The sequence below is a fragment of the Streptosporangium sp. NPDC002607 genome (assembly GCF_053592655.1).
In genome coordinates, this window is sequence record NZ_JBSFWD010000003.1 from 268,563 (window position 1) to 295,484 (window position 26,922).

The following is a 26,922-nucleotide window of genomic DNA, read 5'->3' on the forward strand; positions in this document are numbered from 1 at the left end:
ATGACACGTGTTTACCTGGAGATCGGTGCCAAGAAGGTCTTCGCCTGCTCGGTGGAGTGGCCGGGCTGGTGCCGGATCGGCAGATCCGAGGAGGAGGCGCTGGAGGCGCTGGTGACGTATGCGCCGCGCTACCGGGTCGTCGCGGAGCGGGCGGGGCTGCTCTTCGAGCCGGCGGACCCGGTGGTGGTGGAGCGGGCCAAGGGCGGCACCACCACGGACTTCGGGGCCATCGAGGCGATCCCCTCGCTCGACACCGAACCGGTCGGTGAGGCGGAGGCCGTCCGGGTCGTCGCGTTGGTCGAGGCGGCCTGGAAGCTCTTCGGCGAGGCGGCCGCCGCCTCACCGGAGGAACTGCGCAAGGGGCCGCGCGGCGGTGGCAGGGACCGCGACAAGATGGTCGCCCACGTCGTCGAGGCCGAGCGCGCGTACGCCCGCAAGGTCGGTGTCCGCCACAAGCCTCCACGCGAGCCCGCGGACCTGGCGGCGATGCGCGCGGATCTCGCCGAGGTGCTGTCCCGGCCCTCCGACGGCCGGCCACCGCTCCCCGGCGGCTGGCCCGTCCGCTACGCCGCCCGCCGCATCGCCTGGCACGTCCTCGACCACCTGTGGGAGATGGAGGACCGCCGGACCTAGTGCTCCTATGCCCGGGGCGAGCACGACCTGAAGCGCACCGAGCAGGGCTGGAAGCTGACCGGGGCGCGCGTTCGGCCCGTCCACCACACCGGCAACGCCAACCTCCTCGCGGACGTCGCGGTGATCACCAAGTGAGCGCCCACGAGCCCCAAGCCCGCACGATCACCTTCGAGCGCTTTGGGCCGGCCGACGTCCTCACCCTCACCTCGGCCGCGATACCGCGGCCGGGGCCGGGCGAGGCCGTGGTCGAGGTACGTGCCATTGGCGTCGACTTCATGGACGTCTCCACCCGCCTCGGCTTCAACCCGACCGTCCGACCGCCCGCGACGCCTGGCGTCGAGGGCTCAGGCGTCATCCGCGCACTGGGCCCCGGCACCGACGACCTCCACGTCGGCCGGCGCGTGGCCTGGTATCACGTGCCCGGCAGTTACACCACCCACCTCCTGGCCCCCGCCGCCGCACTCGTCCCGTCCCCGACGCGACCTGGAATCCCGCCACACCGTCGGCAAACTGATCATCGAACCCTGAACAGCGCCCGTCCCGAACGACCTCGAACCGAGCGCGGGCGGCGCCGACACCGGGGCCACCTGCGTCCACGCGGTGACGCCCCGTCCCGGCCGCCGCCGAACCAGCCTCCTTGGCGGATGACCCGGCCTCCGAGGCCGGCTTGAAGTACCGACGGACGTTCTCCGGCTTGCGATGCCACGACTTGGCGCCACCAGGTCGACGCCAGCAGTCCGACCCCGGCTGCGAACGCCGAAGCGTCCAAATGGCCGGCCCATGACCGCCGTCGCCATCGGTCCTCGGCCTCCGTGTCGCCCGCAACCGGAGCCCTTGGCCGTGCCTACTCGTCGTCCGGGTCCGATCTGGTCAGGCCGCGAAACAGCCGTCGACGTCACAGCTGACGCCGGTGCCCCTCACTCGCTCATGGATGAAAGACATCGGCTGTCAGCAGAGCGATGCCACCATCAACGGTCTGCCCTCTGCGGCTCAGCCATGGGCTCGCTGACCTGATAGCCGCCAAATCGTTCACGGAGCGTCTTCTTCGAGAACTTGCCGACGCTGGTCTTGGGGATCTCGTCGATGAACTCCACCACGTCGGGTACCCACCATTTGGCGACCCGCTCGGTGAGGAACTGGAGGACTTCGCTGGAGGTGAGTGCCTCGCCTTCCTTGACCACGACCACTGCCAGCGGACGCTCTACCCAGTGTTCGTGCGGAATGGCGATCACCGCCGCCTCGGCGACCTTCGGGTGCGCCATGATCGCATTCTCCAGCTCGACCGATCCGATCCACTCGCCGCCGGACTTGATCAGGTCCTTGGTACGGTCGACCAGCCGGACCGAGCCGTGGCGGTCGATCGTGGCGACGTCGCCGGTGCGCAACCAGCCGTCCTCGGTGAACTGCGCACCGCCGCCCTCAGCGCGGTAGTACTCCTTGGCGACCCACGGCCCTGCCGCCTGTACCTCGCCGGTGGCCGTGTCGTCCCACGGCTGCGGCTCGCCGGTCTCGGGGTCGCAGATGCGCAGCTCGACCAGCGGTGCGGCCAAGCCCTGCCGGGCGCGTACGCCGTCACGCTCGTCCTCCGGCAGGGCGGCGTGCTGGGTGCCGGGCCGGGCGATGGTAGCGATCGGGCTGGTCTCGGTCATCCCCCATGCCTGCAGGATCGGCACGCCGATGGCCTCGCGGTAGGCCGCCGACAGCGCCTTCGGCACCGCCGACCCGCCGCACAGGATCGTGCGCAGCGACGACAGGTCGTGCTCGGCGAGCAGCGGCTGGACGCCCATCCAGATGGTGGGCACGCCGCCGGTGACGGTCACCTTGTGCCGCTCCAGCAGCGAGGCGATCGCGTGCGGGGTCATGTTCGAGCCCGGGAAGATGAAGGACGCGCCCGCCAGCAGCGCGCCGTACGGCAGGCCCCAGGCGCCTGCGTGGAACATCGGGACGACCGGCAGCACCACGTCGCGTTCCGACAGCGCCGCCGGGCCGTCGGCGATCAGCGTCATCAGCGAGTGCAGCACCGTCGAGCGGTGGCTGTAGACCACCCCTTTCGGGTTGCCGGTGGTGCCGGAGGTGTAGCACATCGCGGCGGCGGTGTTCTCGTCGGCGATGTGGAAGGTGCCGCTGTACGGCTGCGCCGCGGACAGCAACTGCTCGTAGTCGGCGATGCGCGGGTCGTCGGGGATCGGGGCGTCGGATCCGTCGTCGATCACCACGCAAGTGCGCACGGTCTCCAATCGGTCGGTCAGCGGCCACAGCACGGGTAACAGCGAGCGGTCGACGAAGACGACCTCGTCCTCGGCATGGTTGACGATGTAGACCAACTGGTCGGGAAACAGCCGGATGTTGAGGGTGTGCAGCACCCGGCCGGTGCACGGCGCCGCCAGGTACAGCTCCAGATGCCGGGCGGTGTTCCAGCAGAATGTGCCGACCCGCCCGTCCGCGCTGACGCCCAGCATGTCCAGCACGGTGGCGAGCCTGCGCACCCGCGCGCACATGTCGGCGATCGTCGTCGTGGTCTCGCCGGAGGCCTCGGCCGTGATGATCGTCTTGTGGCCGAAGTACTGCTCGGCGCGGTGGAAGAGGTGGGGTAGGGCGAGCGGGCGGTCCTGCATGAGTCCGAGCATCGCTACTCCTGAGTCGGCTCGCGGATGATGACGGGGAGGGTGACCCTGCTTGGATACGAGGGGCCGTGGTGGATCCGGTTGAGCGCGACAGCCATCTCCGACTCGTGCTCACGGGTGATCACGCCGCCGGTGCCCGAATTGCGGTCGAAGCGCGGGAAGTTGCTGCTGGAGATCTCCACCAGGATCCGGTGCCCCGGCAGGAATACGTTCGAGGTCGCCAGCAGGTCCACGGTGATCTCGTAGACGACGCCTGGCTCCATCAGCTCCGGCTTCTCCAGCGAGTCGCGGTAGCGCATCCGCTGGATGCCGTCGCACAGGTTGATCGCGCGGCCGTCCGGGTGGACGTCGACCAGCTTGACCGTGAAGTCGGTGTCGACCACCGACGACGACACGAACAAGGTCGCCGACACGGGTCCGGTCACCTCCACGGCCTCATCGAGGACGCCGCTGCTGAAGCACAGCACGTCGTCACGGCTCTGGACCGGGCGCTGATCGGTGGGGCCGTTGAAGCCGGTCGGCCGCATGACGGAGCCGCCCAGAGTCGGCACCGGCCGGTGCGGGTCGTAGAGGTAGGCATCGGTGAAGTTACTCTCGGGCTTATCCGAGGTCAGCGACCCGGAACCGACCGCGGTGTTGGCGGGACCGGAGCCGTCCAGGAAGTAGGGGATGTATCGGGTGTCGGGTAACGGCCAGCCCTGTTCGTCACGCCACTGGTCGATGCCCATAACGAAGATCCGGACCGGCGCCATGCTGTCGAGCGCATCCTTCCGGCCGCGCAGCCACCGGTCGAAGAACGCCAGATGCGCACCCGTCATGTCGGCCGCCTCAGGTGAGGCGCCTATCCCGAAGCTGCGGTCGGGAAAGACCCCGCTCACCGTGGTGTGGCTCCATGGCCCGATGATCAGCCGCTGTCCCTCGCGCGCCTCGGCCGTTCCGCCGCGCTGCTTCATCTCGGCGTAAGCGCGGATGGTTTCGCCCAGGAACGGGTCGTACCAGCCGCCGATGTTCAACGCCGGCACCGTGATGGAGGCCGCCCTGTCCAGCGCCGACAGCTCCTGCCAGACGTCGTCGCGATCCGGGTGGTCCATCGCCTGATCGAAGATCCATGGCAGGTACTTCGCCAGCAGCGGATGCTCCGCCGTCGGCGTGGCCGCCACCAACGCGTCCATGTCGTTCAGCGCCTCGCCCAGCCCGACCAGGTCGGCCGCCTCTCCCTTGCCGGAGCGCAGCCTTCGCGTCACGTCGTTGGCGCTCATGAGCGAGGTGAAGGTCAAGATGGTGTCCAGGGAGAAGGCGCCGCCCGGCGAGTAGTACGGGGCGCGGTAGAGGTCCGCGGAGGTGATCGCCGGGGCGATCGCCTTCAAGCCGGGCACGCCGGTGGCGGCGACCTGCCACTGCACCATCCCGAGGTAGGACACGCCCCAGGTGCCGATGTTGCCGTCGCACCAGTCCTGCCCGGTCAGCCAGGTCACGGTGTCCGCGCCGTCGGCGGACTCGTTGACGTGCGGGGTGTGGTCGCCGGCGGAGTTGAAGGTGCCGCGGCACTCCTGGACGACGACGGCGTAGCCGTTCTCGACGAGGGTGAAGATGTTGGGCGAGGTGAACCCGTAGTTGGCCAGCACGTGCTTGCCGTACGGATTGCGCACCAGCAGGACCGGGGCCGGGCCGCCGGTCTGCGGGAGCCAGATGTCGGTGGCGAGCTCGGCGCCGTCGCGCATGGGCACCGGCACGTCGACCGAGACGCTGTACCTCACGGGTGCACCACCTCGACCAGGTCCCGCCTGCGCACCAGCGCCCAGACGAGGTCGGCGAGCTCGTCCGGGTCGATCACCGGCAGGTCGACCGCCAGCCGCATGTCGCCTGAGCGCACGGCCTGGTGGGCCTCGCTGCGATCGATGAGCGCGCGCACCGCCACCGCGCCCGCGTAGACGCCGTGCTCTGCCAGCTCGTCGTGCAGGGTGTGGATGTAGTTGCGGGCGGCGGCCAGCACCGGGACCGGTCCGGACAGGCCCGCCGACGGCTCGAGCACCGAGTAGCCGTACCCCGTCACGATGGCGCCGGCACGGCGTTCGAGCATCTCTGGCAGCACCGCGTGCACCAGCTCGACCGGGGTCAGCAGGTACAGGTCGACCCAGTCGCGCAGCGTGGCCGCGTCGAGCTCGGCGGCGGGGATGAGGGTGGCGGGGCTGAACGGCGAGTACACCACGGCGTCGATCCGCCCGAAGCGCGCCCTGATGGACGCGACCAGAGCCGGGACGTCTTCGGTGCGACGCAGGTCCGCGACGAACGCCGCCGCCTCGATGCCGTCGGCGGCCAGCTCGGCGACCAGCTGGTCCAAGGGGTCGCGGCGCCGGGCGACCAGCGCGACCCGGTAGCCCTCTTGGCCGAAGCGGCGGGCGAGCGAGAGGCCCATCCCGCCTCCGGCGCCGAATACGGCGATGGTCTTGGCCATGTCACGGCCTCCCACAATGGTAAGTTGAGACGTGTTCTCAAGTTCCTTGCGATGCTAACACTAACTTGAGGAGCATCGTCAAGTTAGCCTTTGGGAGGTTTCATGCGCGCGGATGCTCGCCGCAACCTGGAAAAACTCAAGAGCGCCGCGGTCGAGGTGTTCCAGGAACGTGGCCTGAGCGTGCCCCTGGAGGAGATCGCCCAGCGCGCCGGGGTCAGCATCGGGACGCTGTACAACCGGTTCGAAAGCCGTCAGGAACTGATCGACGTGGTCGTCCCGGATCTCGCCGCGGCCAAGCTGGGCCAAGCAATGCAGCGGGCGCGGGAGCAGACCAGTCCGTGGCAGCGGTTCGCCGTCTACATCGAGGAGATGTGCGCACTCCAGGCCGCCGATACCGCACTCAACGACATCATCGCCCGCTCCTACCAGGACGCCACGGCGCTGGCAGCGATCTGCGACGAGTCCGTGGCCTTCGGCACCAGGCTCATCACCGAGGCCCAGGCCGACGGCTCACTACGTCCTGACCTCACCCCCGACGACGTCTTCGTGATGTTCTGGCTGAACGCCCACCTGACCCGCACCACCAGCGCCGCCGCCCCCGACGCCTGGCGGCGTCATATCGCCCTCCTCCTGGACGGCCTTCGCACCAGCGCCGCAACCCAGCTGCCGACTGGCCCCGACAGCGTGGCAGCTGCTCTGCCCGTGATGCTCACCGGCGGTGCACCACGGCGACGTGAAGGTGTCGAACGGTGATGGGGGTGTTCAAGTTGTCCCACACCAGCACCAGTGGCTCAAACAGTGCTCCGTTCCTCAGCGGAGGTTGCGAACGCGCTGCAGGGAAACCGAGATTGTCGGGCCTGCCTTCCTGATGCCAGGACCGGGGTGGATCTGTACTTCCGGTAAGGAACGTCGCACTAGCCCTCGGTGGCCTTCGCCGTTCCGGATGCCACCTGGGTGAACCGCCGGGTCCTCGCGAATCTTCGCGGGAAGTCCTCCGCCACGGCCCGATCCCGTCCAGTCATCGCATCATTCTGATCATCGTGTGAAATAGCACGATGTGATGGGTGTTGTGGAAAAAGTCATGGTCCGGCCACGTGGCCGGACCCGCCTGCCGGAGGTGATCCCGGCGGTGGTGGCGATGGTGATCGGCCTCTGGGGCATCGCCACCCCCTCGTTCTGGCGGGACGAGTCGGTCAGCGTGCTGGCCGCCGCGATGCCCATCGGCGACCTGTGGAACCTGCTCGACAGCATCGACCGGGTGCACGCGCTCTACTACCTCATGCTCCGGCCGATCGCCGCGATCTCGACCGGAGAGACGGCCATGCGCCTGCCCTCGGTCCTCGCCACGGCCGCCGCCGCGTACGGCATCGCGGTTCTGGGCGGGAGGCTCGCCACTCCGCGGGCGGGCCTGCTGGCCGGACTGTGCTACGCCGCACTGCCGATGGTGAGCCGGTACGCCCAGGAGACCCGGAGCTACGCCATCGTGACGGCGGTGGCCGTGCTGGCCACCTGGGTGCTCATCGAGGCGACGCGACGATCGAGCCGCCGGTGGTACCTGGGCTACGCGGCCTGCCTGGTGCTGCTCGGCTGGCTGCACGTCTACGCCCTGCTCCTGGTCGTCGCGCACGCGGTGACGGTGGCAGTGTGGCATCGCCGCGATGACGTCTCGTCCACCGAGGCGTCCCGCCGAGGCATCGCGCCGGTGGTGTCGCCTCGTCGTGATTCCTCGTCGGTGACCGCGCCCCGCCCAGGGATCGCGCGGTTCGCCGGGGCGCTGACGGTGGCCGGGGCCGGGATCGCCCCGCTCGCGCTTCTCGCGGCCGGTCAGCGCGAGGCCCAGCTGTCGTGGTTGCAATCGCCGGAGTTCGTCGACGTCGCCAGGTTCGGGAAGGAGATCGCGGGCAACACGTGGCCGGTGCTGCCCCTGGCCGCCCTCGTGATCTTCGGGGCGATCTCCGGCGGGCGGCTGACCGGGGTCGCGCTGCCCTGGGCGCTGCTGCCGTTGCTGTCCATGGCGATCTCGCAGATCCATCCGGTCTACAGTCCGAGATACCTGCTCTTCGCCGTTCCCGCCATGGCGCTGCTCGCGGGGGCGGGCCTGGACGCCCTGCGGCCCCGGGCGTCTGCCTGGGCCGGACTGGCCCTCGTCGCGGCGCTGACCGTCCCGGCGCACCTGACGATCCGTGAGCCGGACACCCGCCCCGACGATCTGCGGAGCATGGCGGCCACGCTGCTGGCCGAGCAGCGCCCCGGCGACGCCGTGCTGTACGTGAAGGAGAACTGGCGCCTGTTCGTCGCCGTGTACGGGGACGCGTACCGGAACCTGCGCGATCTCACCTACGCTCCCGGCCAGGCCGCGCCGAGAACCGCCGCGCAGTTCACGGCCGCCCTGGACGGCGTCGAGCGGGTCTGGGTGGTCACCGGCGGCAGGAGGCGCCAGAACAGCGCCTTCGTGGAGGAGGATGAGCGCTATCTCGCCCTGATGGGCAACCGTGATTTCGTGCTGAGATCCACCGATGATTTTGGGTATTCGTGGATCGGCCTCTATGTCCGCAGGCCGGCCTGCTGCGGTGCCACTGCCTCGCCCGGCGCGAGCCGGTAAGGCGTTCCTCCGCGGTGACTTCGGCGGGCAGGAAGGTCAGGAGATCAGGCCGGGCAGCAGGGTGACGGTACCCGCGAGGTAGGTGCCGAGCTCCGGGGGGACGAGGTTGATGGCGGAGATCTCGGCCGGATCGAGCGGGAGCCGCACCACCTCGTAGTGGCCACGAGCGGGATCGTCGAACTCCGGGCCGCAGCGCAGGGCGAGATCCATCGAGACCAGGCGGCAGCCGTAGACGTGCTGGGTCTTGATCCCCTCGTCGCGCACGCATTCCAGGGTGGTCAGCGGGGTGACGTCGGAGACCACGGCGCCCAGCTCCTCCATGACCTCGCGGTGCAGGGTGTGCTCCAGCGAGGCGTCCTCGGGCTCGACATGGCCGCCGGGGACGGACCAGTAGAGCTCCTTACCGGGGACCGTACGCCGGAAGACCACCAGCCGGTCGTCGTCGAGGAGGACGGCGCGAACACTCGGCACGTCAGACATGGGGCCCATTGTGTCACCGATCCGGTGACGTGATCCGCATCCGGGCCCCGGGGGGCGGGATTTCCGTACGGCACGGGCGGTCGGTCGCCTCCGGGAGAGGGTTTCGGCGTCCCATGTCTCGCCGAAGCCCGGCAGAGGGTGCCGCCATGACGGTCAGCCCAGATCGGCGAGCTCCCCGCCCTTGATCATCCCGAGGAAGACATCCCACTCGGACGGGGTGAAGGACAGCACCGGACCATCGGGGTCCTTGGAGTCACGGACCAGGACGAGCCGGTCGGCGTCCGGGGCGGTCTCGGCTCCGGCCTGGGGGGTGTCGGCGAGGGCGACTTCGACACAGTCCGGGCCGTTACCGCTGAGGGAGCTCTTGCGCCACTCGATACGGGACGTATCCACTTCGGACCTCCACCTTTCTCGCTGAGTACAGGACATACCTCAGGAGGATTCCTCGACCATTTGCTCGATCAATTTTTTTGACTTGTCAGGGCCGAGCGCCGCAGCTCGTAAGTAATCAAATGCGAGCGTATACCAGTACATTTCAGTGTCATTTTCCACGTACAGGCTACTCGTCATGTTCTCGACATACACCACGGTAGGGTCGTAAATCTCACGGAACTCCATGATGCTGAAGGCGCCGGCGGTCGCCGGGTGAACGCCAGCGGCGAGCGGCAACACTTGGATCGTGATGTTGTCCTGGTCCACCAACTCAAGGAGCTTGGCGTACTGCCCGCGCATGATCGCCGCTGAGCCGATCTGGCGGGCAAGAGCGGCCTCGTCGATCACGGTCCAGAACCGGATCGGACTTTCTTCTCGCAGCAGAAGCTTCTGGCGAGTCAGCCGAACACCGGCGTTCCGACGGCGTTCTTGATATTGATCGCGGCGTTGGTGTCGGCATGCCCGGCCCAACCGCACGTGGGGTTGGCGCAGGCGTATCGTGTCCCGTCCCGGGCCGCCGGGGCGTGCTGGCCGCACCGGTGACAGGTCTGCGAGGTCCCCCGCGCGGGGACCTTCACCACCTGGCCGCCCCGCTCGGAGGTCTTGTACTCCAGCAGGGTGACCGTCCGGCCCCACGCCTGCCCGGCGATGGCGCATTCGCGATCACCTTCGACGGACGCCTGTCAGCCGGCCAGAAGTAGACAACCAAAACGATCAGTTACACCGTTTGATTGACAGACCCGCGGTCGGTGTGGAAGACGGCGTCCGGCTGGAGCAGGCCGGTGCCGGCCGCCATCCGGAACGCGTCCTTGATCAGTTCGGTGCGGTAGTGGTCGGCCATCGACCAGCCCAGGACCGCCTTGCTGTGGCAGTCGATTCGCGCATCAGGGCGCGGACCAGTTCGGCCGAGCAGTGCTCGCCGCGGCGCAGCAGGGCGGCGTGCACCCGCCGGTAGCCGTAGGTCTCGTGCGAGCCGACGAAGATCTCGGCGACCAGCGTGGCCAGCAGGGTGCGGCGTTGCGCGGTGGCCGAGGCCGGCCGCTCGCGCCACTCGTAGTAGCCCGACCGGGACACCTCCAGCCAAGCGCACATGTTGACGATCGCGTGGTGGGCCTTCTCCGCATCGATCAGCTCGAACTTGGCGAGCGTCATCGATTCTCGGCCGCGAAGAAGGCGGCCGTTTTTTTCGAGAACGCCAGCTTCTCCCGCAGTTCGGCGTTCTCCCGCTCCAGTTCGCGGACCCGCGCCCGCTCCGGCCCCGAGGCCGGCCGCTCGGCCTCGCCGTGCACGATTCGGTGCCTGTTTACCCAGCTGCCCAGGGTGCTGGGGTTGATCCCGAACTCCCGCGCCACCGACGCGACCGTCCGTTCGCCCTCCAGTACCATCCGGACGGCCTCTTCCTTGAACTCCGATGAGAACTGCCTGCGACGCCTCGTCACGTACCTACCTCTTCCAGACTTCTGTCAGCTTATGTAGCTGACTATCCGGAATCTGCTGGGCATCTCATGTCGACAGCGCGAAGGTGGAAGCGAGGCTTGCGCGCGAAGCGGAAGCAGGGCGCGCTGGCGATGTGGCACGTGGGACGTGCGGCCCGGCGCGCGAGCAGGCGGGGCAAAGCTGAGGAAGGCACAGAAGGCGCACGACGAAGCATCTGCTGCTCGGAGCGCGGCGTAAGATCGCGCGGACACCGATCGCCGCGCCGCGGAAGCAGCGCTCGGCCCGGTGACGTGCGAGAACTACGCCGCGCGGCTCGCCGCCGTACGTACCCAGCTCGAACAGATCCAGAGCGCTTCGCGAACGTCGACCCCGCCTGAAGCTTGCTCGCCAGCGTTATCCCACTGCGTAGATGAAAAGGAACGAGCTGTTGTAGACGATGTGGAGCACAACTCCTGGCCAAACCGACTTGGTGCGGCATAGCAGCCAGCCGCAGCAGAGCCCGACGACCAGCGCCGAGGGAAACACCAGATTGATGCCGTGCCATAGAGCGAAGATCAACGCACTGGCCAAGACGGCGACCCAGGTTCCCCATCGCTGAAAGAAGCGGGTGAGGATTCCTCGAAACAATAGCTCCTCGCCCAGCGGAGTCAACACCCCACCAAAGGCGATGGTGCCGACCAGGGTAGCGAGGCCACCAGCGGCTGAGGCGCGCAGCTGGCCTTGGGCATCGTCGATACCTGGAAAAAGCGTGGCGACAACCGTGTCGAATGTGAGGATCACCGCTAAGCAGCCGGCTGCGAGGGCAACGGCAATGAGTAGCCACTTCGGCTCGACGCTCCGCAGCCCGAAGGGCCGGACGTCACGAATCCGCACCAGCACCACGATGGCGAAGACGGCGAGCGGTGCCACCCCGGAGAACGCGAGCTGCACTACCCCCTCCAGTGCCGGCGTCGGCGCTGGAAACGCGACCAGCAGCGTCAGACCGCCCGCGTAGAGCACGACCGCCGCGACCAGCGCGACCACCAACTCGATCCAGCCGGGGCGAACATCCGCACCCGCCTGGCTCGCTTCCCGTCTTTCGTTCTGTTCAGTCATGACACGCATTGCACATCGTGCCCTAAGGGCACAGTCAAGCGCTTCCAGACCGGCGGCTGCGGCCTGCGGATGAGATGTGGCAGGACCACATCCACCAGCAGCGAGACCAATGCCTACGTTTCTACGCTCGGCGCGTTCGACGGGCGAGTGTGAAGCCGACGATCACGACGGTGGCGTAGGTGATCCATCCGGGCCGGCCCATGGCCGATCCGTTGACGGTGTCGATCGTCGCACCCGGGACGAGCAGCGAGGTCATGACGAGTGCAGAGGTTGCATCGTTCACTCCGTGGGCGAGCGCTGTGGGCCACAGGGAACCGAGGCGCACGGTCAGCAAGTAGAGGAAGCCGCCCACCACGATGCAGGCCGCAACCATTGCCAGTTGTCCAGCCCAAGGTGCGACATCGGGATAGTTGTAGCCGAGGAGGATCAGCGGTGCGTGCCACAGCCCCCAGATGATGCCTCCGGCGATGATCGCGACCGGTAGCCCCCAGAGCTGGTGGATTCGCGGCATGAGGTATCCGTGCCACCCGATCTCTTCACCCAGGGCGAGGATCAGGTTGATTGCGCCGCCGAGGACCATCGCGGTCAGCAGCCTGCCCCCCGAAAGCGAGCCATACCTGCGGGAGCGGAGTGTCTACTGGGAGCTCGTGATCGATCACGGCCTGGCGCAGAGTGAGATCGAGATCGAAGGTGCCGAGAGCACCCGCGAGCAACTGCGACGCCACCAGCAGGACGACAGGGGCGACCATGCCAATGACAAGCGCGCCGACGAACCGACCCACGCGGCCGCGCACGCTCAGTCCGAGGCTGACGAAGATGCTGTCACGCTCAAGGGTGCGCCCGGACGTTGGCCCTGCAGGCCAGCCCCGCGTCGCCGAGCTGGTCGACCACGCCCTCGACTACTAACCGAGGCTGGTGTGAGTGGCCTCGGCGACTCGCTAATCGCGCCGCCGGTCACCGAGAGCGGTGTTCAATGGCCCTTGCCAACAGGTCATTCATGCGAGCCCCGCCTGCTCTCGCCAGTACGCCAGATCGCGGCGGAGGGTCAAAGTAGCGGGGTGGTCGGTCCCCAGCACCCGCAACCGGTCGGACAGTACTTCTTGGAGCGTGGCTACCGCACCTGCGGCGTCCCCGGCCCGCCCCCGCCAGAACGCCAGATTCTCCCGGGTGGACAGGGTATCGGAGTGGTTTGGGCCAAGCAGGTGGGTGACGGTGGTGCAAAGGTGCCATTTCTCGATCACGCCGTGACGGGAAATCCGCCGCCGAAGGCGGGGATGAAACGCTCGATGCCCTGAACGTGTCCAGTGCGTGCCCTGGAAACCGGGGGCGTGTTGGCGTGGTGCTGTTTGAGAGATGGAGGCGGGCCCTCCGCAGCCGCCGTGCAGGTGGAGGCTGCAAACCACCGTAAGCTGCGCCGGTTAAGAGCCGGGGCGGTGAGCGTTACGGAAAAGGCGTGCCGGCGAGCGCGTCAGGTGTGGATCGTGAAGGCGAGTGAATCCGAACCCTTGTTGACGTGTCGAAATGCTTAAGACGACATCGAAACCGTGGCAAGAGGCTGTGCTGCGGGATAAGTGGCACTTCCCCCTCAACATCGAAGAGCCACATTGGCGGCGGCCGGTGGCGGGGTACAGGGCCGGGTGCCCGCCCATAGCAGGAGCGCGAGGCAGCTGATCGCGGTCCCCAGTGCGCACACGGCACCCCAGCCGGCCGCCGCATAGAGAGCGGTCGAGGCGATGGCTCCGAAGGCGCTGCCGAGCGAGTAGAAGACCATGTAGCCGCCGATCAGTCGGCTGCCCGCGTCCGGGCGAAGTGTGTAGATCAGGCTCTGGTTGGTGACGTGGACCGCCTGCACGGCGAGGTCGAGGACGATCACGCCGACCACCAGTGCCCATAGTGACTGTCGGGCGAAGGTCAGGGGTAGCCACGAGGCGACGAGCAGGGCCAGGCCGATGCCGGTGGTCCGCTGGGAGAGCCCGCGATCGTTTAGGCGGCCGGCTGCGGTCGCAGCCAGGGCGCCTGCGGCTCCCAGCAGTCCGAACGCGCCGATTGCCGTGTGGGACAGAGACAGCGGAGGCGCGCTCAGCGGCAGCGCGATGCAGCTCCACAGGGTGCTGAAGGCGGCGAAGATGAGCAGGGCGAGCAGGGCACGGAGCCGAAGGAGGCGCTCCTGTGCGAACAAGGAGAGCGTGGAGCGCAAGAGCTGTCCGTAGTGCATGGACGGTGCAGCGGTGTCACGGGGCGGCAGGACATGGTGCAGTGCCAGGGCGAGCACGCAGGTGAGGGCCGCCGAGGTGAGGTAGACGGAGCGCCAGCCGGCGAGGTCGGCCAGGAGGCCGGATACGGTGCGGGCAAGCAGGATGCCGGTGACCACACCGCTGGTCACGAGGCCGACGACGCGTCCGCGTTGCGCCGGTGGGGCGAGCGAAGCAGCGAAGGCCACCAACGTCTGAGTCACCACCGCGAGGAGTCCCACAGCGGCCATACCCGCAAGCAGGAGCGCCGCGATGGTGGCGGTGCCGACCACCATCAGCGCCGCCGCCAGCAGGAGCAGCTGCATCACGATGAGGCGCCTGCGGTCGATCAGGTCGCCCAGCGGCACGATGAAGAACAGTCCCAGCCCGTAACCAAGTTGTGTGAGGGTGACGACGGCACCGAGTGTCGCCGGGCTGATCGCGAAGTCACGGCCCAGTGTCACCAGGAGGGGCTGCGCGAAGTAGACGTTGGCCACCGCAGTCCCACAGGCGATGGCGAAGAGCAGGGTGACGCCTCGGGGTAGCGCGAAGCTGGGAGTGCCCGCGGTCCTCGGTGTCGTGGTCTCGTCGTTACTGGCCACTCGGCGCCCTTCGGAAATTGGTTTCATCTTGCTACCAGATGGACGGTAGTCGTTCTGGTAGCATGTTGCAACCAATGTAAATATGGAGGGTGCCATGGTCAGGCGGACACGTTTCAATGACAGCGACTGTCCCGTCGCTCGATCAGTCGACGCGATCGGCGACTGGTGGTCCTTGTTGATCGTGCGGGACGCGTTTGACGGCAGCCGCCGCTTCGGAGAGTTCCAACGCAGCCTCGGCGTCGCCAAGAACATCCTCACCACGCGTCTGCGCGTCTTGGTCGCCGGCGGCATCCTGGACGTCGTCCCGGCCTCCGACGGCAGTTCCTACCACGAGTACGTTCTGACGCCGAAGGGCAAAGACCTCTTCCCCGTCATCGTGGCGCTGCGGCAGTGGGGCGAAGGACACTTCTTCGAGCCCGATGAACCGCATTCGGAGATGATCGACCGCCAGCGCGGGCGGCCCCTGCGCGTACTAGAGGTCCGCTCCGCAGATGGGCGACGGCTCGACCCCGATGACACCACCGTCAACAAGGTCAATCAGCCCAGAACGCTGACCGGGACAAGGTCCGAGTAGCCTTCTGACGCAATCGTGGCGCGACGGCCTCAACCAGCTGGCCCCACTTCTTACCGCCATAACGCCGACCAAGCGGCGAGTAGACCCGAACGACCTTCGCGGATTTCGGTCAACGGAACCGATCCTCCTCGATCGACCCCATGTCGACAGTTCGGGCTCTCGTGCCCCACGCGTTTGACGAACTCCTGCCAGTCGCACGTGGACTGAGTAAGCGCACAACGGCACATCGCAGGACCTCGCACAGGAAACCCCGAACCACCCACCCGCTCTCAACCTCGCTGGAGCCTGGAAACGCTCATCGGTGAGAAAACCTCAGTGGCTACATATGCTCGCCGTGCTTCGCCGCCTATCTGGCCACGGATCCACGGCAGGTGACGTTGCGCACTATCTACGATCCCAGACTATTCGTGTCGACAGTGTTAAGGCGCCCGGGGCTCGAACCCGGAATCTACGGATTAAAAGCGCTCTTTTCGTTCCCTCTGCTCAAACGGCGTAGTGCTTGCTCGGTCAGTGGTGGTCCCGGCGCAGGCGTTTGAGGTCGGAGCGTTGTTTCTTGGCGGTGATCCGCCGTTCGATCGCGCCCCTGCTCGGTTTGGTCGGGCGGCGCTTCTTGGGGGGCGGGGCGATCGCCTCGCGGAGCAGCTGGGCCAGGCGCATCTCGGCGGCCTCGCGGTTGCGCAGCTGGGAGCGGAACTCCGAGGCGGCGATGGTGATCACGCCGTTCACCAGGCGGGAGGCGAGGCGTTCGAGGGCACGGGCCTTGAGGACGTCTCCGAACGCACCGGTGGCGGCCAGGTCGAAGCTGAGCTCGACCCGGCTGTCGGTGGTGTTGACCCCCTGGCCGCCGGGGCCCGAGGAACGGGAGAACCGCCAGCCGAGCTCGGCCTCGGGGACCGAGACCGAACCGCTGATCTGGAGCGGACCGGGCATGGCGCTTACTTCCTTCTCACAGGGGGTGTGTTCTCAGGGTACCGAGGAGTGACAAGCATGGATCAACTGGTTTTATGCCCCGTTTCTCGATGTGCGATGAGCTTTGAAGCGGTACACGGTTGATCTTCCGGCCCTTGACGCTGCTCCCGGACCGGAGAAAGCACAGGCCGCACGGGGGTGGCGATCACCATGACAGCCGTACCGACTGAAACTTTCACCGGCGGTTGACGCGCGTGGCGCCAGCCCACAAGATCATGGTGCCTCCCTGGTCAGGAGGGGGCGTCGACTGAATTCCGCTACCTATGACTGAGGTGTGCCGATGCCCAAAGTCCCGTTACGGGTCGCGTCCGCCGTCCTGCTGACGCTGGCCGTACTGAACGTTCCCACCGCGTACGCCGCCGACGACGTCACCCCGGTCACGGTGACCGTCAACGCACGTGCCGCACTCGCCACCGTCCCCGAAACCGGTATCGGCGCCAACCATGCGATCTGGGACAGCCAGCTGGGCACCGACGAGACCGCCGACCGGCTCAAGGGCGCGGGTGTGAAGCTGCTGCGCTATCCCGGCGGCTCCTACTCCGACATCTACCACTGGGCCGACCACACCGCTCCCGGCGGCTACGTGGCTCCCAACACCGACTTCGACACCTTCATGCGCGGTGTGCGGCGCACCGGGGCGCAGGCGATGGTGACCGCCAACTACGGCACCGGCACCGCCGCCGAGGCCGCCGCCTGGGTCCGCTACGCCAACGTCACCAAGTCCTACGGTGTCAAGTACTGGGAGATCGGCAACGAGAACTACGGCAACGGTCACTACGGCGACCCCTGGGAGGCCGACGACCACGCCGACAAGAGCCCGGCCGAGTACGCCCGCCACGTCGTCGCGTACGCCGACGCGATGAAGGCGGTCGACCCGGACATCAAGATCGGTGCGGTCCTGACCACGCCCGCCAACTGGCCGGACGGACTGGTCGCCGGCGGCGACGAAGGAACCTGGAACAAGGTGGTCCTGTCGATCGCCGGGCCGAAGATCGACTTTGTGATCCTGCACTGGTATCCCGGCGCCTTCGACAGGGCCGGCCACGTCCCCGACATGATCCATCTCACCCGCCGGCAGATCACCGAGTACGCGGGACCCGGGTCGGAGCGGATCGGCATCTCGATGACCGAGTTCAACACCGGGACCAGCAGCAACGGCACGAACACCCAGCCCGGTGCGCTCGCCGCCGCCGACGCCTACGCGACGCTTCTCGCGAACGGTGTGTTCACGGTCGACTGGTGGAACACCCACAACGGCATCGGCAAGGTCACGCAGGTCGAGGGACATACCGACTACGGCGATTTCGGCCTGCTGTCGAGCGGGACGTGCACCTCCGACGGCAGCGTGTGCGAGCCGGCGATGAACACGCCCTTCGCGCCGTACTACGCGCTGCGGATGGTGAGCGCGTTCGCCCGGGCCGGCGATCGGTTCGTCGGGGCCGCCAGCGACCAGGCGAAGGTCGGCGCGCATGCCGTCCGCCGCCCCAACGGCGATCTGGCGGTCCTGTTGATCAATACCTCGTCCGACACGTCGCTCCCCGTCACGATCGACTATTCCGGCTTCAGCCCGGCCTCCGGGGCGCCGGCCGTGCTGACCCACACCAACGGCGCCACCGACCTCGTCGGCTCGACCTCGGGGAGCGCGACCAGCCGGACGCTGCCGCCGCTGTCGCTGACCACGATCGTGGTGCGTCCCGCCTCGGCCCAGACCGGGCTGCCGGGCGCGCCGGGGCAGCCGACGGTCTCGAACGTGACGGACAAGACCGCCGTGATCTCCTGGCCCGCCGCCTCCGCCGGGACGCGTCCGATCGTGAAGTACGAGGTCCACCGCCACAACGGAGTGGTCGGCGAGCAGCTCGGTGAGACCGCCGGCAACTCCTTCACCGTCGGCAACCTCAAGCCGGGCACGCGCTACACGGTCAACGTGATCGCGAGGGACAGCGGCGGCGGTGTCTCGCCGGCCTCCCCGCCCCTCACGTTCACGACCGGCACGCCCGCCTCCAGTTCCTGCGCGGTCCGGCTGAGTGACCAGTCCGACTGGGGCAACGGCTATGTCGGCGCCATCGACATCACCAACAACGGCGCGCCGATCAACGGCTGGACCCTGAACTTCAGCTGGCCCAGGACGTGGCAGAGCCTGGGCAGCGGCTGGAGCGCCGTCTGGACGCAGAACGGCTCGAACGTCAAGGTCGTCAACGAGCCCGGCAACGGCTCGCTGCCCACCGGCGCGTCGACCACGATCGGCTTCGTCGGCAACTACAGCGGCCCGAACATCCTCCCCGCCGTCTTCACCCTCAACGGAACCGTCTGCACGACGCGGTGACACCGTCCGGGGCCGTCCCGCGTGGACGGCCCCGGACACGCCCACGGCGTGTCGCAACCCGGTGAACCTATGTGGTCAGCGCAGTGGTGAGTTTTCGAGACCGCCGCGGTCAGGTCATGGGCCGATCCGAGACGGCTGCCCCTCGCAGGAAGAGGTCGACGACTTCGTGGACCAGCTGATCGGCGGGAGGCGGAACGGGACGCTCCTGCGGGGGCATCGCCACATCGGCGGGCATGGGCTGGAGCATGCCGGCCAGTTCCATGAAAGCCATGGCCAGGAAGCTCGGATCAGCCTTCCGTAGCTCGCCCGCCTCCACTGCTTGGGCCATCAGGTCGGTGACGGGCGTGATCAGACTACGCACGTAGGCGCGCGAGATGTCGGCGCGCTGTGCGTCCTCCAGGTGGCGGGTGGCGTAGTAGATCTGGTCACCGAGAACGGAGTCGTACGTTCCCCGCGCATAGGTGTCGGCGAGGGCGAGGAGGCGGTTGCGGAGATCGCCGTCGCCTTCCAGTGCCTGCTGGAGCACGGCGGAGGTCTCCTCGATGTAGTGGTGGGCGACTTCCATGAACAGGGCGGGCTTCCCGCCGGGGAAGTGGTGGTAGAGGCTGGCCTTCCTCACGTCCACGGTTTTGGCGATTTCATCGAGGGAGACCCCGAGGTAGCCGTGTTCGGCGAGGAGGCGGGCGAATTCATCGCGGGCGCGGACGCGGGTATCGGCTTGGCGTGGCATGGCGGTTCAGACTCCTGTACGGGTACGGCGGATAAGGGCGAGGCGGGCCGCGACAGCGCCCGCGGCAAGAATGCCGGCGGTGACGAGAGCGCCGGGGAGAAGGTTCTGCTCGCTCCAGGGTGAGGTGAGCAGGCCGCGCATCGCTTCCAGTGGCGGGGTGAGGGGGTTGATGTCGGCCGCGTAGGCCATCCAGCCGTCGAGTTGGTCACGCGGTACGAAGGTGGCGGTGAAGAACGAGAGAGGGAAGAAGACCAGGGTGACGGATCCGATCGCCGAGCCGTTGCCGGTGTGGAGGGCGACTGCGGCCGTCAGCAGCTGGAATCCGGTGCCGAGGAGTACGGTCGCGCCGACCAGGGCGAGCAGGGCGGGGAGGCCGGAGACGGGACTCAGGTCGAGCAGCAGGCCGAGTGCGGTGAGCGCGCCGGCCTGCACGGTGAGGATGAGGATCCCAGCTAGGACGGGGGCGGCGACAAGCGTCCAGCGGCCCACCGGGGTGAGCCATAGCCTGGCGTGATAGCCGGAGCCGATGTCGCGCACGAGGAGTTGGCCGGCGGTGGCGCCGCCGGTGAAGGCTGTGGTGAGCAGGCGCGGAGCATCGTGGTGAGCATGCGGACGGTGGTGCTCTTGCCGGAGCCGTTGGGGCCAAGCAGTCCGTAGACCTCTCCAGCGTTCACCTGAAGATCGAGCTGGTGCACCGCGGAGCGGTCTCCGAAGTCCCGGCCGAGTCCGGCTACATGAATGGCCGGTGGGGTGGTTCTGTCCATTCGCAAAACCTACCTATTAGTAGGTAGGTTTTGCAAATAGTCGCCTTGTGCCGAGGTGGACCGGCGGCCATCACCACCCGGCGAGTCGATGGCAACGGCGCAGGCGGGGTTCGCCGCGCCGGATGGCTCGATGGCGAGGTCGCGCAGCTCCGGCGTCACGCTTCGCAGGGGAAAGAACAGACCGAAGCCCGGAAACAGGCCGGCAGGTCACGGGTGATCCGTGGTGTCGACGCCGACGGCGGCCGGTCCGTGAAGGTCCGGCCGCCGTCGGTCTGACGGAGGGCTACTTCCAGGTGTCGTTGCTGGTGTGGGTGCCGGTGGCCGGGGTGGTGAGGGTCCGGTTGGCGCCGGACTCCCAGGTGACGGCGCCGTCGGGGTTCTTCTTGATGTACTTGTACTCGACGGCGGTGTTGGGGGGCAGGTTGACCGCTACCCGCCAGATCGGATAGTCGGCCGAGGACAGGGCGATCGCCTGGCCGGGGTCCCAGCCGCCGAGGGCGGGGATGTTGCCGACGACGAAGACGTTCTGGCCGTAGTAGGTGGTGACGTTGGCGTTGAAGGAGGTGGCGATCTGCGAGGCGGTGTCGCCGCGGAAGGTCTCGGTGACGGCGTGGGTCCCGCTCGCGGGGGTGGTGAGGGTCCGGTTGGCGCCGGACTCCCAGGTGACGGCGCCGTCGGGGTTCTTCTTGATGAACTTGTACTCCACCGCGGTGGACTTGGGCAGGTCGATGACTCCGGAGTACAGGTTGTTGCCCTGCGCGGTCAGCTTGATCGCACCGGCCGGGGCCCATGAGCCGAGGGCCGGGATGCCGCCGACGACATAGAGGTTCTGGTCGGTGGCCGCGGTGGCGGTGACGGTGAACGTGGTGGCGATCTTGTCGCTGACGGGGGCCGGCACGTAGGTGTCGGTCCGGGTGGCGGTGCCGCTCGCCGGGGTGGTGAAGGTTCGGTCGGCCACTTCGGCCTGGGCGACCGTCGCGCCTTCCTTGATCAGGTACTTGTAGGAGACGGCCGTGGAGGCGGGCAGCTGGACGACGCCGGTGTAGCCGCCGCCGGGGGCGGCGACGAGCGCGACGGAGCCGGCGTTGTCGCCGCCGCCCAGCGCCGGGACGTTCCCGACGACGTGCAGGGTCTGCCCGGCGGTGAGGTCGGCGGTGACGTTGAAGGTCGTCGCGATCTTGGTGATGTCCGCCTTGGCGTTGACGTGGATCGCGACCGCGTTGTTGGCGGGGATGGTCACGGTGGCCTGGCCGCCGGAGACCGTGATCTTCGTGCCGGTGCAGCCGGTGGTGGTGGCGGCGCCGGAGATGACGTCGCAGTACTCGCCGTCGGCCAGGCCGGTGGTGAACTGCGCGGTGGCGGCGCTGCCGGAGTCGTTGATGCCGATCCAGGCGCGGTCGCCGCGGTGGAAGCCGATGACGTTGCTGTTGACGACCTTGAAGTCCGAGACGGTCTTGACGGACCTGGCGGCGTTGGCCCAGCCGACCATGCCCTTGATCCCGGTGGACTGGGTCAGGCAGTTCCAGTTGCTGCCGCAGGAGGTGTCGGTGACGAATCCGTTGCCGTCGGAGGGCGGGGACTGGTTGCGGTTGTCGTAGGTGAAGCTGTCGTAGACCGAGGGCTTGCCATGCGGGTAGGCCAGCACGAAGTAGTTGGCGAGGGTGTAGTCGGTGCCGTTGCGCCAGGAGAGGGTGACGCCGTCGCGTTCGAGGTCGTGGTTGGTGACCATGGCGAAGACGTTGGCGCTGGGCGCGTCCAGGTTCCAGCTCCCGATGCTCCCGAGGTTGGAGATCGACCCCTGGAACTGGGCCTTGACGCCCTTGGCGTAGGCGAAGTCCAGGACATCGCCGTTGCCGATGAACGCCCGCGCCTTCAGCGCGTCGTTGCCGGCGCCATCGAAGATCTCCTGGGCGACGTACGGGCGCTTGTTCTCCGCGACGGTGTTGTTCAGCTTGCCGAGGATCGCCGCGAAGTCGGACTTCTGCATGTGCTTGACCGCGTCGACGCGGAACCCGTCCACGCCGAGCCCGATCAGGTCGTTCAAGTAAGCCGCGATCTTGTTGCGGACAGACTCCTTCTCGGTGTACAGGTCCGACAGCGACAGCAGCTCGCAGCTGGTCACCTGGGACTCGTTGTTCCAGTCGTTGATCCCGCCGCCGGTCGGGCAGTTGTCGCCCGGGTGGTGGAAGTCTCCGTACCCGTACGGGACGGCCGGGTAGCTGTAACCGGTGAAGGACGTTCCGGCGTAGCCGGTCACGCCGCCGGGGTTGTTCGTCCCCGCCATGTGGTTGACGACCGCGTCCACGTAGACACGTACGCCCGCGTTGTGGCAGGCCGTCACCATCGAGGCGAACTGGGCCCGGTTACCGAACCGGGAGTCGAGCCTGTAGGAGACCGGCTGGTACACCTCGTACCACGGATGCACCCCGTCACTGCTGTTCGGAAGGCTCACCGACTCCTGCGGCGGCGCGACCTGGACCGCACCGTACCCGGCCGGTCCGAGATGGTTCGTACACGCCGCGGAGACCGACTTCCAGTTCCATTCCCACAGATTGGCCGTCACCTCGCTGTCGTTCAGCGTGACGGCGGCGCTCGCGGGAGATGTGGCGACCGCGGCGGTCACCGGGGCGATGCCGAGTGCGGCGACCGCGGCGGCGAGGAGGACATGGCGGATCCTGCTGCGCAGGCGTGACCTAGCTCGTTCCATGGGGGGATGGACCTACTTCCGAGGACGAAGGTGCGCTTTGGGGCAGGGGACGGCCGTCCATCTAGCAGAACAATCTTTGATCTCTGCAAGAATTTCAAGAGCTTTCAGCAAGATTCATGAAACTTGCCGGTAACAGGGCCGTCGCTTACATTTCCACTGTCACCGGCGACCCGAGTACGGTGCCGGGGTGGGCCGGGACGCCGTCGCCTGTACCGGTCCGGCCCGGGATCGGAGGCGGCAGCGGCCCTTCCAACCTCGATCGCGCCGGCCCGCGTGGCGCGCGGGGTCGCCGTCGGACTCGACGCCTCGGGCGCCTGCTTGTTCGAGGAGGGGGTCAACGCGGCAGTCACCCGGTGCCGAGTCGTCCCTGATCACCGGATCTCAGGTGGAGTCGCGCTCGACCAGGGCATGGGTCCACAGGGCGAGGCGGGGCCGCCTGGTCGTGCCCTCCTTGACGAGCTGGTCCAGGGTCTGGGCGAGCACGGCCGGGGCGTTGGTGACGTCGAGGCGGACGGTGGTCAGCCGGGGCCGCAGCAGCTTCGCCAACGGCAGGTCGTCGCAGCCCACGACCGCCACGTTGCCGGGAACGGAGAGCCCGTTGTCGGCGAGCACCGCCATCAGCAGCATGGCGTACTCGTCGTTGTAGGCGAACACGCCGTGCTTGGTCCGGCCGTTTCCGCTGATGCCCGCGGTCCGCCACACATCCAGCCGCGCGGCGGTCGCGGTCTCGGAGAAGGCCAGATCCACCCGGGTGTACGGCACGCCGCGGGCGGCGGCCACCCGCTGCACGCCGGTCGCCCGGAGCAGGCCCATGTCGCGCAGGCCGTCCTCGGCCGGGACGATCGCGGTGAGGGTGCGACTGCCGCGTGCGAGGAGGTGTTCGGCGGCCATGGCCCCGATCCCCTCATGGTCCATGGTCACGGTGGAGACGATCTCGGAGGACCAGCCCACGACGCCGATGCCGATCACCGCTCTGATCCCCGCCGAGTGCAGTACGTCCACGGCCTGCCGGGTCAGCCGCCCGGCCGGGGCGAGGACCGCGACCGGGCGTAGCCCGGCCCAGGCGCGGGCGGCGGCCACGCCTTTCAGGCGGCGCGCGCCGTACTGGATCATGGTGTATCCGAGCTGGCTGAGCTCGCGGTCCAACTCCTCCATCAGGCCGACGGCGAGCGGGCCGTACGGGATATCGGCCAGCGGCACCAGCACCAGTCCGCTGTGCCCGGTCCGCAGCGTCCGGGCTCCGGCGTGCGGCACGTACCCGAGCCTGTCGGCGGCCTCTTGGACGCGCGCCCGCGTCTCGTCGCTGATACGCGCGCCCTCGCGGTTGTTGAGGACGTACGACACCGTCGCCTGAGAGACCCCTGCCTCACGGGCGACGTCGAGACTGGTGGGTGGCTTGGCGGACATCGAGTCCATTCTGGATCATCGCGAGTTCGTTAAGACCGGAGCCGCGCCCTTGTCGCCTTGCGAAGGCGATGCTATCAACTGCTTATACGTATAAGCGATCCCGTCGGCGGCGGGGTGACCTGCGGGGGTGCCACCTCTCGTCGGCGCGGCCGCCATCCTGTTGATCACGTCTGTGAAGGAGTCCAATGCTGCACACTCGCGAATGGGGCCGCGGTGACCGGGTCGCGGTGCTGATCCACGGCATCATGGCCGACTCCCGCTGCTGGTGGCGGGTCGGCCCGGCGCTGGCCGAGCGTGGCTACCGGGTCGTCGCGGTGGACCTGCCCGGCCATGGCGAAAGCCCCCGTGCCGAGGAGTACACCCCCGAGCTGTACGCCTCAAGCGTGCTGGAGTCGGTCCCGGCCACACCCGAACTGGCCATCGGTCACTCACTCGGCGGCCTCACCTTGTCGCTCGCGGTCGAACGGCTCAAGCCGGGCAGGGCGATCTACTCCGACCCGGCGTTCCGCATCCCCCGGATCGACGGAGTGGACTTCGGTGCGATGATGGCCGCGGCCAAGGACCAGACCGTGGAGATGGTGCGGCAGGTCCATCCCGGCTGGTCCGCCGAGGAATGCGCCCTTGAGATCGAGATGCTGGCCAGCTGGGACCCTGCCACCGCGATGGCGCTGAACTCGTTCGCCGACTCGGACTTCACGCCCGAACCGGTGGTGCCGTCACTGGTTCAGCAGGCCGACCCGAGTGGGCTGATCTCCCCGGAGGCGGCCGAGGCCCTCATCTCCAAGGGCTTCGAGGTGCGCGTGGTGAAGGGCGCCGAGCACACGATCCATCGCCACCTGTTCGAAGACTTCATGGCCGGTCTCGATGGCTGGATCTAGATCTTTCCGACACGGCTGCTCGCGCCGCTCGCCGCGGCGTTCGTCATCGGCCTGAGCGGCTATCCGGCGCTCGTCGTCATCGCCATCGTGGCGGAGCCGACCGTGCTCCCCGTCAAGTCCGTCCGCTGATCCGTACCGCTCCGCGCCGGACGCGAAAACTCGGCCGGGCGGGGAGCACGATGACAGGGGTCTTCCAGTCGCCGGCCCGGAGGTACGAGACGAGCGCGCGGAAGCTCGCGGACGAGGTCCTGGACGAGCTGTCCCCCCGGCCGTGACGCGTGCGCGGCCCCGCCGTCCGCGCCGCGCGTCCGGACGGCCGGCGTCAGAAGACCGGATCGGTGTGGACCCGCTCGCCCTCGACGTAGGTGGCCAGCACCGTGGTCTCGGCGATCTCGGTGGCCGGAACCGAGAAGGGGTCGCGGTCGGTGATCACCAGGTCGGCGAGCTTGCCCTTCTCGATCGTGCCGGTCCGGGTGTCCAGGTGGTTCACCCGCGCCGTGCCGATCGTGTAGGCGGCCAGCGCGGCCGTCAGGCTCAGACGCTGTTCCGGCAGGAACACCTTGGCGCTCTCGCCGGGGACCGTCCGGTTGACCGCGACGTGGATGCCCAGGAACGGGTCGGGGCTGCTGACCGGCCAGTCGCTGCCCGCCGCGAGCGGAGCGCCCGTGCGGGCCAGATCCCCGAACGGGTACTGCCAGCCTGCCCGTTCCCGGCCGAGGAACGGAATGGTCAGCTCGTCCATCTGCGGCTCGTGCGCCGCCCACAGCGGCTGCATGTTCGCGGTGATCTCAAGAGCGGCGAAGCGCGGCACGTCGTCGGGATGCACGACCTGCAGGTGCGCGATGTGGTGGCGGAGGTCGTTCATGCCGTTGGCGGCCCGCGCCGCCTCGAACGCGTCCAGGGCCTCGCGGGCCGCGCGGTCCCCGACGGCGTGCACGTGGACCTGGAAGCCTTCGGCGTCCAGGCGGGTGACGTACGCGCGCAGCGCCTCCGGATCGACGAAGCTGATCCCCTGATTGCCGGTCCCGCACCCGCAGCCGTCCAGGTAGGAGGAGGTCATCGCGGCGGTGAAGTTCTCCGCGACCCCGTCCTGCATGATCTTGACGCTGGTGGCGCGGAACCGCCCGGCCGTGCCTCTGCGCGCGAGCAGTTCGGGGATCTGCTCCTCGCCCCCGTCGCGGTCCCACCACAGCGCGCCGATCACCCGGGCGGTGAGCAGCCCGGACTCGGCCGCGGTGAGGTAGGCCCGCTGCACCGCGGGGTCGACCATGGCGTCCTGCCAGGCGGTCACGCCGACGGAGTGCAGCCGCCGCTGGCCGGCCCGCAGGGCGGCCAGCATCATGTCCGCGGTCGGCTCGGGGACGTGCCGGGCCACCAGGTGCGACGCGCCTTCGTGGAGCGTTCCCTGCGGGGTGCCGTCGGCCTCCCGCTCGATGCGCCCGTCGACGGGGTCCGGGGTGCCGGCGTCGACGCCGCACAGCTCCAGGGCCCTGGTGTTGACCCAGGCCCCGTGGCCGTCCCGGTTGATCAGATGGACGGGCCGGTCGGGGACCACCGCGTCCAGCAGGTGCCGGCTCGGCGTCCCGCCCGGAAACCATTCCATGGACCAGCCGCCTCCGCTGATCCATTCGGCCTCGGGGTTGGCCTCGGCGTAGGCGCGGACGGCGGCGACGGCCTCATCCGCGTCCTCGGCGTCGTGCAGGTCGCACCGGATCATGGTGAGGCCGGCCAGGACGGGATGCACGTGGGCGTCCTGGAACCCGGGGAGCAGGGCGCGGCCGGCCAGGTCGACGACCTCGGTGGCCGCGCCGATCAACGGCCGGACGTCCGGGTCCTCGCCGACGGCGATGATCCGGCCGGCTCGGACGGCGACCGCCGTGGCGGTGGGGGCGGCGGGTTCGAGCGTGTGCACCGGACCGCCGCGGAGGACGAGGTCGGCGGGGGCGGTCATGCGGATTCTCCTTGAGGTGAGATCAGGG

General features: G+C 68.4%; 26 protein-coding genes and 1 pseudogene. 7 read left to right on the forward strand and 20 right to left on the reverse strand.

What is annotated here, in order from left to right:
* Both ACWD3H_RS05230 and ACWD3H_RS05235 read left to right on the forward strand, forming a co-directional pair.
* The gene (locus ACWD3H_RS05230; protein WP_451954096.1) at positions 1-633 is read left to right on the forward strand and encodes a hypothetical protein; all 633 of its coding nucleotides are present in this window, start codon (positions 1-3) and stop codon (positions 631-633) included.
* Positions 634-764: 131 nt separating this feature from the next.
* Entirely contained in the window at positions 765-1,304 is a 540-nt protein-coding gene (locus tag ACWD3H_RS05235) for an alcohol dehydrogenase catalytic domain-containing protein (RefSeq protein WP_350963043.1), read from the forward strand.
* 297 nt (positions 1,305-1,601) lie between these two features.
* Here ACWD3H_RS05235 and ACWD3H_RS05240 read toward each other — a convergent pair whose 3' ends face one another.
* From ACWD3H_RS05240 to ACWD3H_RS05250, 3 genes are read right to left on the reverse strand one after another with little or no spacing between them, the layout of a single operon-like run.
* Positions 1,602-3,260, reverse strand: coding sequence for a long-chain fatty acid--CoA ligase (locus ACWD3H_RS05240; RefSeq protein WP_451954097.1), 1,659 nt, complete (start codon positions 3,258-3,260; stop codon positions 1,602-1,604).
* A gap of 2 nt (positions 3,261-3,262) precedes the next feature.
* On the reverse strand, positions 3,263-5,014 hold the full coding sequence (locus ACWD3H_RS05245; RefSeq protein WP_451954098.1) for a CocE/NonD family hydrolase: 1,752 nt from the start codon (positions 5,012-5,014) through the stop codon (positions 3,263-3,265).
* Entirely contained in the window at positions 5,011-5,712 is a 702-nt protein-coding gene (locus ACWD3H_RS05250; protein ID WP_451954099.1) for an SDR family NAD(P)-dependent oxidoreductase, read from the reverse strand. Before ACWD3H_RS05250 ends, ACWD3H_RS05245 begins: the two co-directional genes overlap by 4 nt.
* A gap of 102 nt (positions 5,713-5,814) precedes the next feature.
* On the opposite strand from ACWD3H_RS05250, the gene ACWD3H_RS05255 reads away from it, so the two are divergent.
* Together ACWD3H_RS05255 and ACWD3H_RS05260 are read left to right on the forward strand one after the other, a co-directional pair.
* Positions 5,815-6,465, forward strand: a complete 651-nt coding sequence (locus ACWD3H_RS05255) for a TetR/AcrR family transcriptional regulator (RefSeq protein WP_350919642.1) — start codon at positions 5,815-5,817, stop codon at positions 6,463-6,465.
* Between the two features lie 328 nt (positions 6,466-6,793).
* Positions 6,794-8,314, forward strand: a complete 1,521-nt coding sequence (locus tag ACWD3H_RS05260) for a glycosyltransferase family 39 protein (protein WP_451954100.1) — start codon at positions 6,794-6,796, stop codon at positions 8,312-8,314.
* 36 nt (positions 8,315-8,350) lie between these two features.
* Here ACWD3H_RS05260 and ACWD3H_RS05265 read toward each other — a convergent pair whose 3' ends face one another.
* The 10 genes from ACWD3H_RS05265 to ACWD3H_RS05310 form a co-directional block, all read right to left on the reverse strand.
* Entirely contained in the window at positions 8,351-8,794 is a 444-nt protein-coding gene (locus ACWD3H_RS05265; protein ID WP_451954101.1) for an NUDIX hydrolase, read from the reverse strand.
* Between the two features lie 153 nt (positions 8,795-8,947).
* Entirely contained in the window at positions 8,948-9,187 is a 240-nt protein-coding gene (locus ACWD3H_RS05270) for a DUF397 domain-containing protein (protein ID WP_451954102.1), read from the reverse strand.
* A 39-nt stretch (positions 9,188-9,226) separates the two neighbouring features.
* On the reverse strand, positions 9,227-9,703 hold the full coding sequence (locus tag ACWD3H_RS05275) for a DUF5753 domain-containing protein (protein WP_451954103.1): 477 nt from the start codon (positions 9,701-9,703) through the stop codon (positions 9,227-9,229).
* Positions 9,625-9,876, reverse strand: coding sequence for a zinc ribbon domain-containing protein (locus tag ACWD3H_RS05280; protein ID WP_451954151.1), 252 nt, complete (start codon positions 9,874-9,876; stop codon positions 9,625-9,627). Before ACWD3H_RS05280 ends, ACWD3H_RS05275 begins: the two co-directional genes overlap by 79 nt.
* 163 nt (positions 9,877-10,039) lie before the next feature.
* Positions 10,040-10,378 (reverse strand): IS3 family transposase, encoded by a 339-nt coding sequence (locus ACWD3H_RS05285; protein WP_451954104.1) that lies wholly within the window; start codon positions 10,376-10,378, stop codon positions 10,040-10,042.
* Complete coding sequence (locus ACWD3H_RS05290; RefSeq protein ID WP_451954105.1) at positions 10,375-10,665, reverse strand: transposase; 291 nt, start codon at positions 10,663-10,665, stop codon at positions 10,375-10,377. The genes ACWD3H_RS05285 and ACWD3H_RS05290 overlap by 4 nt, the downstream gene beginning before the upstream one ends.
* 391 nt (positions 10,666-11,056) lie before the next feature.
* Entirely contained in the window at positions 11,057-11,758 is a 702-nt protein-coding gene (locus ACWD3H_RS05295; protein ID WP_355556213.1) for a CPBP family intramembrane glutamic endopeptidase, read from the reverse strand.
* Between the two features lie 121 nt (positions 11,759-11,879).
* Positions 11,880-12,338: a CPBP family intramembrane glutamic endopeptidase gene (locus ACWD3H_RS05300; protein WP_451954106.1), complete on the reverse strand. Its 459-nt coding sequence runs from the start codon at positions 12,336-12,338 to the stop codon at positions 11,880-11,882.
* 415 nt (positions 12,339-12,753) lie between these two features.
* Positions 12,754-12,999 carry a tetratricopeptide repeat protein gene (locus ACWD3H_RS05305; protein ID WP_451954107.1) on the reverse strand — a complete coding sequence of 82 codons (246 nt, stop codon included), beginning with the start codon at positions 12,997-12,999 and terminating at the stop codon, positions 12,754-12,756.
* Positions 13,000-13,343: 344 nt separating this feature from the next.
* Complete coding sequence (locus ACWD3H_RS05310) at positions 13,344-14,591, reverse strand: MFS transporter (RefSeq protein WP_451954108.1); 1,248 nt, start codon at positions 14,589-14,591, stop codon at positions 13,344-13,346.
* A gap of 82 nt (positions 14,592-14,673) precedes the next feature.
* On the opposite strand from ACWD3H_RS05310, the gene ACWD3H_RS05315 reads away from it, so the two are divergent.
* Positions 14,674-15,165: a winged helix-turn-helix transcriptional regulator gene (locus ACWD3H_RS05315; protein WP_451954109.1), complete on the forward strand. Its 492-nt coding sequence runs from the start codon at positions 14,674-14,676 to the stop codon at positions 15,163-15,165.
* Positions 15,166-15,672: 507 nt separating this feature from the next.
* On the opposite strand, the gene arfB is transcribed toward ACWD3H_RS05315, so the two are convergent.
* Positions 15,673-16,095 (reverse strand): alternative ribosome rescue aminoacyl-tRNA hydrolase ArfB, encoded by a 423-nt coding sequence (arfB, locus tag ACWD3H_RS05320; RefSeq protein ID WP_350961584.1) that lies wholly within the window; start codon positions 16,093-16,095, stop codon positions 15,673-15,675.
* A gap of 319 nt (positions 16,096-16,414) precedes the next feature.
* Here arfB and ACWD3H_RS05325 point away from each other — a divergent pair, with 319 nt between their 5' ends.
* A complete protein-coding gene (locus ACWD3H_RS05325) occupies positions 16,415-18,457 on the forward strand; it encodes a cellulose binding domain-containing protein (RefSeq protein WP_451954110.1) in 2,043 nt (680 codons plus the stop codon).
* A gap of 109 nt (positions 18,458-18,566) precedes the next feature.
* Here ACWD3H_RS05325 and ACWD3H_RS05330 read toward each other — a convergent pair whose 3' ends face one another.
* From ACWD3H_RS05330 to ACWD3H_RS05350, 5 genes and pseudogenes are all read right to left on the reverse strand, one after another.
* Positions 18,567-19,187: a TetR/AcrR family transcriptional regulator gene (locus ACWD3H_RS05330; RefSeq protein ID WP_451954111.1), complete on the reverse strand. Its 621-nt coding sequence runs from the start codon at positions 19,185-19,187 to the stop codon at positions 18,567-18,569.
* A gap of 6 nt (positions 19,188-19,193) precedes the next feature.
* Positions 19,194-19,772 carry an ABC transporter permease gene (locus ACWD3H_RS05335; protein WP_451954152.1) on the reverse strand — a complete coding sequence of 193 codons (579 nt, stop codon included), beginning with the start codon at positions 19,770-19,772 and terminating at the stop codon, positions 19,194-19,196.
* A 14-nt stretch (positions 19,773-19,786) separates the two neighbouring features.
* A pseudogene (locus ACWD3H_RS05340) lies at positions 19,787-19,951 on the reverse strand (ATP-binding cassette domain-containing protein); the annotation flags it as partial.
* A gap of 283 nt (positions 19,952-20,234) precedes the next feature.
* A complete protein-coding gene (locus ACWD3H_RS05345) occupies positions 20,235-22,658 on the reverse strand; it encodes a carbohydrate-binding module family 20 domain-containing protein (protein WP_451954112.1) in 2,424 nt (807 codons plus the stop codon).
* Positions 22,659-23,039: 381 nt separating this feature from the next.
* Positions 23,040-24,065 carry a LacI family DNA-binding transcriptional regulator gene (locus tag ACWD3H_RS05350; protein WP_451954113.1) on the reverse strand — a complete coding sequence of 342 codons (1,026 nt, stop codon included), beginning with the start codon at positions 24,063-24,065 and terminating at the stop codon, positions 23,040-23,042.
* Positions 24,066-24,250: 185 nt separating this feature from the next.
* Here ACWD3H_RS05350 and ACWD3H_RS05355 point away from each other — a divergent pair, with 185 nt between their 5' ends.
* Positions 24,251-24,943 (forward strand): alpha/beta fold hydrolase, encoded by a 693-nt coding sequence (locus ACWD3H_RS05355; RefSeq protein ID WP_451954114.1) that lies wholly within the window; start codon positions 24,251-24,253, stop codon positions 24,941-24,943.
* A gap of 322 nt (positions 24,944-25,265) precedes the next feature.
* Here ACWD3H_RS05355 and ACWD3H_RS05360 read toward each other — a convergent pair whose 3' ends face one another.
* Positions 25,266-26,894 carry an amidohydrolase gene (locus ACWD3H_RS05360; protein ID WP_451954115.1) on the reverse strand — a complete coding sequence of 543 codons (1,629 nt, stop codon included), beginning with the start codon at positions 26,892-26,894 and terminating at the stop codon, positions 25,266-25,268.
* Positions 26,895-26,922 lie beyond the last annotated feature (28 nt).

Bases quoted from the DNA above. Each gene is read 5' to 3' on its own strand.
- ACWD3H_RS05330 (WP_451954111.1), bottom strand. From the start codon at position 19,187: ATGCCACGCCAAGCCGATACCCGCGTCCGCGCCCGCGATGAATTCGCC.
- ACWD3H_RS05350 (WP_451954113.1), bottom strand. From the start codon at position 24,065: ATGTCCGCCAAGCCACCCACCAGTCTCGACGTCGCCCGTGAGGCAGGG.
- ACWD3H_RS05315 (WP_451954109.1), top strand. From the start codon at position 14,674: ATGGAGGGTGCCATGGTCAGGCGGACACGTTTCAATGACAGCGACTGT.
- ACWD3H_RS05255 (WP_350919642.1), top strand. From the start codon at position 5,815: ATGCGCGCGGATGCTCGCCGCAACCTGGAAAAACTCAAGAGCGCCGCG.
- ACWD3H_RS05295 (WP_355556213.1), bottom strand. From the start codon at position 11,758: ATGACTGAACAGAACGAAAGACGGGAAGCGAGCCAGGCGGGTGCGGAT.
- arfB (WP_350961584.1), bottom strand. From the start codon at position 16,095: ATGCCCGGTCCGCTCCAGATCAGCGGTTCGGTCTCGGTCCCCGAGGCC.
- ACWD3H_RS05355 (WP_451954114.1), top strand. From the start codon at position 24,251: ATGCTGCACACTCGCGAATGGGGCCGCGGTGACCGGGTCGCGGTGCTG.
- ACWD3H_RS05345 (WP_451954112.1), bottom strand. From the start codon at position 22,658: ATGGAACGAGCTAGGTCACGCCTGCGCAGCAGGATCCGCCATGTCCTC.
- ACWD3H_RS05240 (WP_451954097.1), bottom strand. From the start codon at position 3,260: ATGCTCGGACTCATGCAGGACCGCCCGCTCGCCCTACCCCACCTCTTC.
- ACWD3H_RS05300 (WP_451954106.1), bottom strand. From the start codon at position 12,338: ATGGTCCTCGGCGGCGCAATCAACCTGATCCTCGCCCTGGGTGAAGAG.
- ACWD3H_RS05325 (WP_451954110.1), top strand. From the start codon at position 16,415: ATGCCCAAAGTCCCGTTACGGGTCGCGTCCGCCGTCCTGCTGACGCTG.
- ACWD3H_RS05265 (WP_451954101.1), bottom strand. From the start codon at position 8,794: ATGTCTGACGTGCCGAGTGTTCGCGCCGTCCTCCTCGACGACGACCGG.
- ACWD3H_RS05250 (WP_451954099.1), bottom strand. From the start codon at position 5,712: ATGGCCAAGACCATCGCCGTATTCGGCGCCGGAGGCGGGATGGGCCTC.
- ACWD3H_RS05260 (WP_451954100.1), top strand. From the start codon at position 6,794: ATGGTCCGGCCACGTGGCCGGACCCGCCTGCCGGAGGTGATCCCGGCG.
- ACWD3H_RS05360 (WP_451954115.1), bottom strand. From the start codon at position 26,894: ATGACCGCCCCCGCCGACCTCGTCCTCCGCGGCGGTCCGGTGCACACG.
- ACWD3H_RS05230 (WP_451954096.1), top strand. From the start codon at position 1: ATGACACGTGTTTACCTGGAGATCGGTGCCAAGAAGGTCTTCGCCTGC.
- ACWD3H_RS05285 (WP_451954104.1), bottom strand. From the start codon at position 10,378: ATGACGCTCGCCAAGTTCGAGCTGATCGATGCGGAGAAGGCCCACCAC.